This is a genomic window from Desulfofundulus sp. (assembly GCF_049701015.1).
GTDB lineage: Bacteria > Bacillota > Desulfotomaculia > Desulfotomaculales > Desulfovirgulaceae > Desulfofundulus.
Genome location: NZ_JBNATZ010000121.1, coordinates 1 through 7,423 on the forward strand (window position 1 = coordinate 1; position 7,423 = coordinate 7,423).

Annotated in this window: 6 protein-coding genes, 1 pseudogene and 1 riboswitch; of the genes and pseudogenes, 2 read left to right on the forward strand and 5 right to left on the reverse strand. The window is 55.6% G+C overall.

Features of this window, described 5'->3' with window-relative positions:
• Together ACPLUI_RS08650 and ACPLUI_RS08655 are read right to left on the reverse strand one after the other, a co-directional pair.
• Positions 1–231 (reverse strand): annotated as a pseudogene (locus ACPLUI_RS08650) (aminodeoxychorismate synthase, component I); the annotation flags it as partial.
• 84 nt (positions 232–315) lie between these two features.
• Entirely contained in the window at positions 316–882 is a 567-nt protein-coding gene (locus ACPLUI_RS08655; protein WP_424659864.1) for an anthranilate synthase component II, read from the reverse strand.
• A gap of 153 nt (positions 883–1,035) precedes the next feature.
• Here ACPLUI_RS08655 and ACPLUI_RS08660 point away from each other — a divergent pair, with 153 nt between their 5' ends.
• Together ACPLUI_RS08660 and ACPLUI_RS08665 are read left to right on the forward strand one after the other, a co-directional pair.
• The gene (locus ACPLUI_RS08660; RefSeq protein ID WP_424659865.1) at positions 1,036–1,872 is read left to right on the forward strand and encodes a type 1 glutamine amidotransferase; all 837 of its coding nucleotides are present in this window, start codon (positions 1,036–1,038) and stop codon (positions 1,870–1,872) included.
• Positions 1,873–1,906: 34 nt separating this feature from the next.
• Positions 1,907–2,458 carry an O-acetyl-ADP-ribose deacetylase gene (locus ACPLUI_RS08665; RefSeq protein WP_424659866.1) on the forward strand — a complete coding sequence of 184 codons (552 nt, stop codon included), beginning with the start codon at positions 1,907–1,909 and terminating at the stop codon, positions 2,456–2,458.
• A 147-nt stretch (positions 2,459–2,605) separates the two neighbouring features.
• Here the strand turns inward: ACPLUI_RS08665 and ACPLUI_RS08670 are convergent, their stop codons facing one another.
• The 3 genes from ACPLUI_RS08670 to ACPLUI_RS08680 form a co-directional block, all read right to left on the reverse strand.
• Positions 2,606–4,405, reverse strand: coding sequence for a carbon starvation CstA family protein (locus ACPLUI_RS08670; RefSeq protein WP_424659867.1), 1,800 nt, complete (start codon positions 4,403–4,405; stop codon positions 2,606–2,608).
• A 200-nt stretch (positions 4,406–4,605) separates the two neighbouring features.
• Entirely contained in the window at positions 4,606–5,427 is an 822-nt protein-coding gene (locus ACPLUI_RS08675; protein ID WP_424659868.1) for a LytR/AlgR family response regulator transcription factor, read from the reverse strand.
• Positions 5,402–7,129, reverse strand: a complete 1,728-nt coding sequence (locus tag ACPLUI_RS08680; protein WP_424659869.1) for a LytS/YhcK type 5TM receptor domain-containing protein — start codon at positions 7,127–7,129, stop codon at positions 5,402–5,404. Before ACPLUI_RS08680 ends, ACPLUI_RS08675 begins: the two co-directional genes overlap by 26 nt.
• 161 nt (positions 7,130–7,290) lie before the next feature.
• Positions 7,291–7,423, forward strand: a riboswitch (cobalamin riboswitch). This riboswitch is flagged as partial in the annotation.

Sequence of the window (7,423 nt, forward strand, 5' to 3'; positions counted from 1 at the left end):
ACGGGCCAGTAAATCTCTGAGCTTTTCCAGGGGGTGTCCGGTTGAGAGAATGGTATTCCCCTCCCGTTCCAGCCAAAGGTTTTTCTCCCGGGAGTGCAGCACCAGAAAGGGGTCTGACCCCAGCAGGGAGTACCGGCCCAAACCCTGGACGATCAACCCGCTGTCCAGCAAAAAGCTATAGGGGCGGGACGCTAACCTTTCGAAAAGGGTTGGTACGTCCGTTGTGACCATTATTTTTTCTATTAAAGGTAAAAACACCGGCATAAGTATCCGCTCCTGATAACCATTGTCGCAGGAATTCCCATTTTATTGCCTTCAGGCCGGGTTCAAAAAATTTGCCAGCAGTTTTTTCCCTGTTGTTGTTAGAATGGATTCCGGGTGGAACTGTACCCCTTCCACCGGATATTTCCGGTGCCTTAAACCCATGATTTCCCCCCGTCCGGTTTGGGCGGTAATGGTCAGGCAACGCGGGAGGGTTTCCCTTTCCACCAGCAGGGAGTGGTACCGGGCGGCGGCAAAGGGATTGGGTATTCCGCGGTAAACGCCCGTGCCGTCGTGGTAGACTAGGGAAGTCTTGCCGTGCATGGGCCGGTCGGACCTTACCACCCGGCCCCCGAAAGCCTGACCGATCGCCTGGTGGCCCAGGCATACGCCCAGAATGGGGATGCGTCCGGCGAAGTGTTTGATTGCCTCCAGGGATATGCCCGCCTCATCCGGTGTGCACGGGCCGGGGGAAATTACAATGTGGCTGGGGCGAAGATCTTCTATCTCCTCCAGGGTTACCCGGTCGTTGCGGAAGACCCGTACCTGGTGCCCCAGTTCCTGCAGGTATTGGACCAGGTTGTACACAAAGGAATCGTAGTTGTCGATGACCACAATCAAAACCGACCACCGCTCCTTAAAAACAAAAAACCAGCCCCTGGCTGGTTCTCACCCCAGAATCTCCGAGTCGTCTCAGCTCTCCTCAGCTCCCGCTCAAACAGCTCAAAGCTCGGCTTTTAATTGTCGGCATTAGCTTACCATGGTCTCTAAGTGGTGTCAAGGCTGAACATCTGTACTATACTGCTCTTGTCGGCCTGTATCACCTTGATCGCTATGACTGGCGATGGTATCATGGTTAACATACCAGGAATGTACAAAAATATCTGGGGAGGTGGTTATGAGTTGCAGGCACTGGTAATACAAAATGTGGAAATTGAAGGGCCGGGACTCCTGCAGCCGGCCATGGAAAAAGAAGGCTGGCAGCTTGATATACGGGTAATGGACCGGCCGGGGGTATATCTACCCGACTCCCTGGAAGGTTATAAGGCCCTTATAATCCTGGGTGGTCCTATGAACGTATACGAAGAGGAAGCATACCCCTATCTAAAGCAGGTCGACCGGTTGATTAAAGAAGCAATTGAAAAGGATATACCGCTACTCGGCATTTGCCTTGGAGGACAGCTTATTGCCAAAGCCCTGGGTGCTCCTGTGGTCCGGAACCCTGTGCCGGAGATTGGCTGGTATAAACTGCGGCTTACCCCCGCTGGTCTGAAGTCGCCACTGTTTGCCGGTTTGCCGGAAGAATTTTTTGTCTTCCAGTGGCACGGTGACACCTTTGTACTGCCCCCCGGGGCTACTCACCTGGCTGCTTGCAAGGACTGCGTCAACCAGGCTTTTTCTGTGGGCGGGCGCACTTTTGCCCTGCAGTTTCACCTGGAGGTGAACCCGGAAATAATTAAAACCTGGGCCGAAGCTTACGCCGGTGAACTCGAGGAGTTCGGGGGTCCGGGAGCCGCTGACCGCCTGGTGCAGGAAACCACCTCAATCTGGGAAGAATACCGGGCGGTGGCCACTCGGTTTTTGAACAACTGGATGGCTATCATAAGTTAATAAGTTAAGTGCCAGGCACCGAGGAGGGGTTTTTATGGAGGTACGTATTGGCTCAACCTTGCTGCGTCTCGTGGTAGGAGATATTACCCGGCAGGACACCGAAGCCATTGTTAATGCGGCCAATTCCAGTCTGATGGGCGGTGGTGGTGTGGATGGGGCCATACACCGGGCCGGTGGGCCGCAGATCCTGGAGGAGTGCAAGCAGATTGTGGCCCGGCAGGGCAGTTTGCCTGCAGGGCAGGCGGTAATTACCACGGGTGGAAATCTGAAAGCCCGTTATGTCATCCATACCGTGGGACCCATCTGGTCCGGGGGAGAGCGGGGGGAAGACGGGTTGTTGCGTAATGCCTATTACAACAGCCTTTCCCTGGCCAGGGAAAGGGGCATCCGTTCTATTTCCTTTCCCTCAATAAGCACCGGTGCCTACCGTTTTCCCGTAGAGCGGGCGGCGGCTATCGCCCTGAAAACAGTGCGGGATTATATTATCGAACACAACTTTTTTGAGGAAGTACGTTTTGTACTTTTCAAGGAGGATGATTACCGGGTCTACCGGGAAGCCTGGGAAAAAATCGAAGGCCAGGCATAAATCTGGTACCGTGTTTGACTGGAGTGGTTCCCTGCACTTCAGTCGTCGATAAACCCGGCTCCTGCAGCCACGTATGGAAAAACCCGGGACTCTTCAGGCCCCGGGTTTTTCGTACAATGTGGCCGGGTAGCAGGGCGATAACTCAATTTAGCCGTTCTGGGAAGTGGTGCTCCGAACCTGTGTCCCCGTTTTGCTGCCGGAGAACAGCTGGACCCATACCCTTACGGAATCTGCAATAATCATGATTACCATAACCAGCATGATTACCGAAATGGCCGCCAGCAGGTAGTTGTGCTTTGGCAGGTAGTTAGCTGTGATGTTCTGATATCCTGCCGTAATGGTGGTTGCCGTCAGGAAGACCAGGGGGATAAAGGTGGTCCAGGCATACCGGGTCTTCCCCATCCTGATCAGCATGGTGGTACCTATGGCCAGGGCCATGCTGCCCAGCAACTGGTTGTTCACACCAAAGAGGGGCCAGATGGTGGAAATGCTGCCGCCGTACAGAAGGTATCCCCAGGCCAGGGTAAAGATACCGCTTGTGAGGATAATACCGGGCCACCAGTTGTGGTCCTTAAGCGGTTTGTAGACCGCACCGCCGATCTCCTGCATCAGATAGCGGCCCACCCGAGTGCCGGCATCGATTAAAGTGAGGATGAATAGTGCTTCGAACATAATTGCAAAGTGGTACCAGTAGCCCATCAGGTGCCGTAACCCGCCGATTTTGGAGAAGATGTCGGCCATGCCCACGGCCAGGGACACTGCGCCGCCGGGACGCCCGGCCAGGTTTTCCGATACCAGCTGGGAAAGTACGGGCAGGTCTTTGACATGCATGCCCAGTCTGGCAAAAACCTCCGGCGGGCTGTTGATGGCGAAATAGTCGGCGGCCGGCAGGACGGTGGCTGCGATCAGGGCCATCAGGGCCACAAAACCTTCCGTTAACATGGCACCGTAACCGATGGGCAGGATGTCCGCTTCACTGCGTATCATTTTGGGGGTGGTGCCGCTGGAAACAAGAGCATGGAACCCCGACAGGGCGCCACAGGCAATGGTGATGAACATGAAGGGCCATACCTTACCAGGGATGACCGGGCCTCCACCGGCCACGAATTTGGTTACAGCTGGCATTTGCAGCACGGGGTTGACAACGATTACTCCTATGGCCAGCAGCAGCATGGTACCTACTTTCATGTAGGTGCTCAGATAGTCCCTGGGGACCAGCAGCAGCCATACGGGCAGTACTGCGGCCAGGAAGCCGTATGCGGCAATCATCAGGGAGAGTTGCTGCTTGTTGAAAGTAAGCAGGGGGGCTATCGCTGAATGCTGGATGACCGGTCCCAGCACCACTCCCGTGATGATCAGTATTACGCCGATTACGGTGGCTTCACCAATGCGCCCGGGACGGAGCCACTTGAGGTAGATGCCGATGAACAGGGCTATGGGTATGGTTGCGCCGACGGTGAAAGTACCCCATGGGCTCTGGAAGAGGGCGTTGACCACGGATACGCTGGCACCCGCCAGTACGATGATTAACAGGAACAGGATGGCTACGGAAGCCAGCCAGTAGGAGAAATTACCCACTTCCCGCCGGGCGATTTCGGCCAGGGATTGCCCGTCATGCCGGACGGAAGCAAATAAAATGACCATGTCGTGGACTGCGCCGGCCACCACGGCGCCAATGAGAATCCAAAGGGTGCCGGGCAGGTAGCCGAACTGGGCGGCCAGAACGGGGCCGATAAGAGGTCCGGCACCGGCAATGGCAGCAAAGTGGTGTCCGAACAGCACCCACCGGTTGGTCGGCACGTAATCCCGCCCGTCATTATGCGTTTGGGCAGGGGTGCGGCGCCCCGGGTCCAGGGCCAGGACTTTGGCTGCCAGGAAAGCTCCGTAGAACCGGTATGCCAGCATAAATACCAGTGCTGCTGTAATTATCAAAGTGAGACCTCGCATTTCCTTCCCTCCTTCAGAAATTTTCGAACCGGCCGGTCTGTCTTTATTATAAAAACAGCCGGTCAGACCGGTAACAAAAGCTTAATGAACGGAACAAAAGAGGGGTTGAACAGAAATACGGGCCTCACCAATAGAAAAAGACCCCACCACCGGTGGAGTCGAGTCAACAGTTGACTTATGCTATACAATGTTATACCCTGTTATAACCCTCTCGCCCTGATATTGCCTGCCATCTGACGGCATGCCTCCTGGCTGCATTCCAGCCCGAGTATTGATTTCAGCTCCTTCACCTGGCTCTTGCTGACCGGGATTTGGGTCCGCCCGGGGTCATCCATCACCAGCCAGTAGGTACCTTTGAACCAGGGCAGCACACCCTGGACCCGGTTGAGGTTGACCAGAAAACTCTTATGCACCCGCAGGAAACCTTCACTGTTCAAGCGTGCCTCCAGCTGGGTCATGCTGCCGGGATAGGTGCAGGTATCACTTGCCGTAAAGATCTGTACGCTGCCGTCCTTGGCCCGGCCAAAGATAATATCCTGGTAATCCAGAAGTTTTATTTCTCCATTCTTTTCCACCGGTAATTTCTTAAGCCGGTGCTTTTTTGCTTCCAGCAGGCAGGCCACCCGTTCCACGGCCTCTGCCCATTCACCGGCATGCTTTTTCAAATTTTCTATCCGTTCAATGGTCCTGGCCAGCCGGTCGCTTTCAAAGGGCTTTAAAATATAATCCAGCGCTCCCAGTTCGAAGGCCCTGACAGCATATTCGTTGTACGCAGTGGCAAACACCACCAGGGGCGGGTGGGGGAAGGAAAGCATTTGCCTGGCGGCCTCACATCCGGACATCCCCCGCATCTGGATGTCAAGGAAAACCACGTCGGGTTGCAGTCCGGCCACCAGTTTCAGGGCTTCCTGGGCGTCTTCGGCTTCACCTACCACCAGGCATTCCGGGTGGGCCGACAACAGGTATTTGAGTTCATCCCGTGCCAGTGGTTCGTCATCAACCACAACAGCTGTAAAGGGCATCTTCCTTCACCCCCTGGGAACAGGTTCTTTTGGGAAAGCGCAAAAGTACTTTTGTGCCCCCGCCGGGTGTGCTGTGCACCTGCAGCGCATATTTCGGCCCGTACAGGCCCTTTAAACGTTCATTGACAATGAACAGGCCCAGCCCGTGGCCGCGTCCGTAGCCGGGCAGCAGGATTTTATCCAGTTCTTCCGGGGGAATACCCACGCCGTTATCTTCTATGGTGACTACTACTTCTTCAAGCCGATCTTCAGCCGTGATTTTTATCTTCCCGCCCTCCCTTTTGGGTTGGAGCCCGTGTTTAATAGCGTTCTCTACCACGGGCTGCAGGGTGAAGGCAGGGACCGGGCATGTTAGAGCAGCGGGATCCACGAGCTGGACGACCTGCAGCTTGCTGCCGAAGCGGGTCCCTTCGATGGCCAGGTAGGCTTCCACATGGGCCAGTTCTTCCGACAGGGGAATGGGAGCATCATCCTTTCGTAAACTGTACCGGAAGAAGCTGGCCAGTTTGATCAGAAGTTCCCGGGCCTTGTCCGGCCTGGTGCGTACCAGAGACACAATGGTATTTAAGGCGTTGAACAGGAAATGGGGGTGTACCTGGGCCTGCAGCGCTTTTAACTCTGCCCTGGAACGCAGCTGCGCCTGGTATTCCAGTTCAGCCAGTTCCAGTTGGGTGGAGAACAGGTGGGCCAGGCCACATGCCAGCTCAAGGTCCACCGGGGTGATGCTGTTTTCCCGTTCGTGATAAAGCTTCAAGGTGCCTATGGTTTCGTCCCGCCTTTTAAGCGGGACGACCACGGCCGATCCCAGGCGGCATCCTTTTTCCCGGCACCCGATTTCCCCCTTGGTTTGTGCCAGCTGTACCTCACCGGTGGCCAGGGCCTGTAAAGTGGCGCTGGTCAGAATGGGATTTCCCGGGTGGTGATGATCGCTCCCCGTGCCCACATGGGCTAGGATTTCCCTCTCGTTGGTGATGGCCACGGCGGCCAGCTTGACGGAATTATAAATGATCCGGGCCGTTTGCCCGGCTGACTCCCGGTTCAGTCCCTGCCGTAAAAAAGGCAGTGTTTGGGTGGCAATGCGCAGTGCCTGCTGTGCCTGGCAGGCGGCTATGCGTTCCCTCTGTTCGGCGGCGGTTTTGACAATGAGCATAAAAATGGCCACCCCGATTGAATTAACTAGAATCATGGGCAGACCGATAATTTGCACGAGTGCCCAGGCTTTGCTGAAGGGCCGGGCGGTAAGCAGGATGATAACCATTTGCAAAACTTCACCGGTCAGCCCGGCCACCAGGGCGACGTGCCAGGGGACGGGACCGCGGCGGTAATAATGCTGTACCAGGCCGCCCAGTGTTCCTTCGGCCACCGCGGCCAGGCCGCAGGAAAAAGCGGTAAAACCACCCATGAAATAGCGGTGTACGCCGGCCACCAGGCCGGCTCCGATCCCTACCAGGGGGCCGCCCAACAGTCCGGCCACCATGACGCCTACCACCCGGGAATTGGCCAGGGCGTCGTAGATGGGTACGGCGGCATAAGTGCCCAGTATGCCCAGTCCGCCCAGGACCAAAATTAACAAAAGCTTATCCAGGATGGTGAGCTGGCGGGATAAAATACGCCCCAGAGCCGGCGTCCTGGAGATAACGAAGGCTGCCGTGGCAATCAAACTCAATCTTTCGGCAAGGGTCAGGGCTAAGGACCAGGTCATGGTCTTCCCCCCTTTTAATCACTGGTCAATAGTATAACAAATTTGTTATGAGAAGTCAGTACTAATCACGGCAGCCGATTCGGGACCGAAAATGCACATTTAAAATAAAACCTGTGGACAAATAATGAGATCTGTGTTACCATTATCCCAGGGAAAATTTGATAAATGTACCGTGTCCGGGTACCCCTGCCAACCAGCAGGGCAAGAGGGAACCAGGTGAGAATCCTGGACGGTGGGGCCACTGTGAATGGGTAGCGGCTTTCCACAAGGCCACTGGCCCGGCACTCAGTAAAG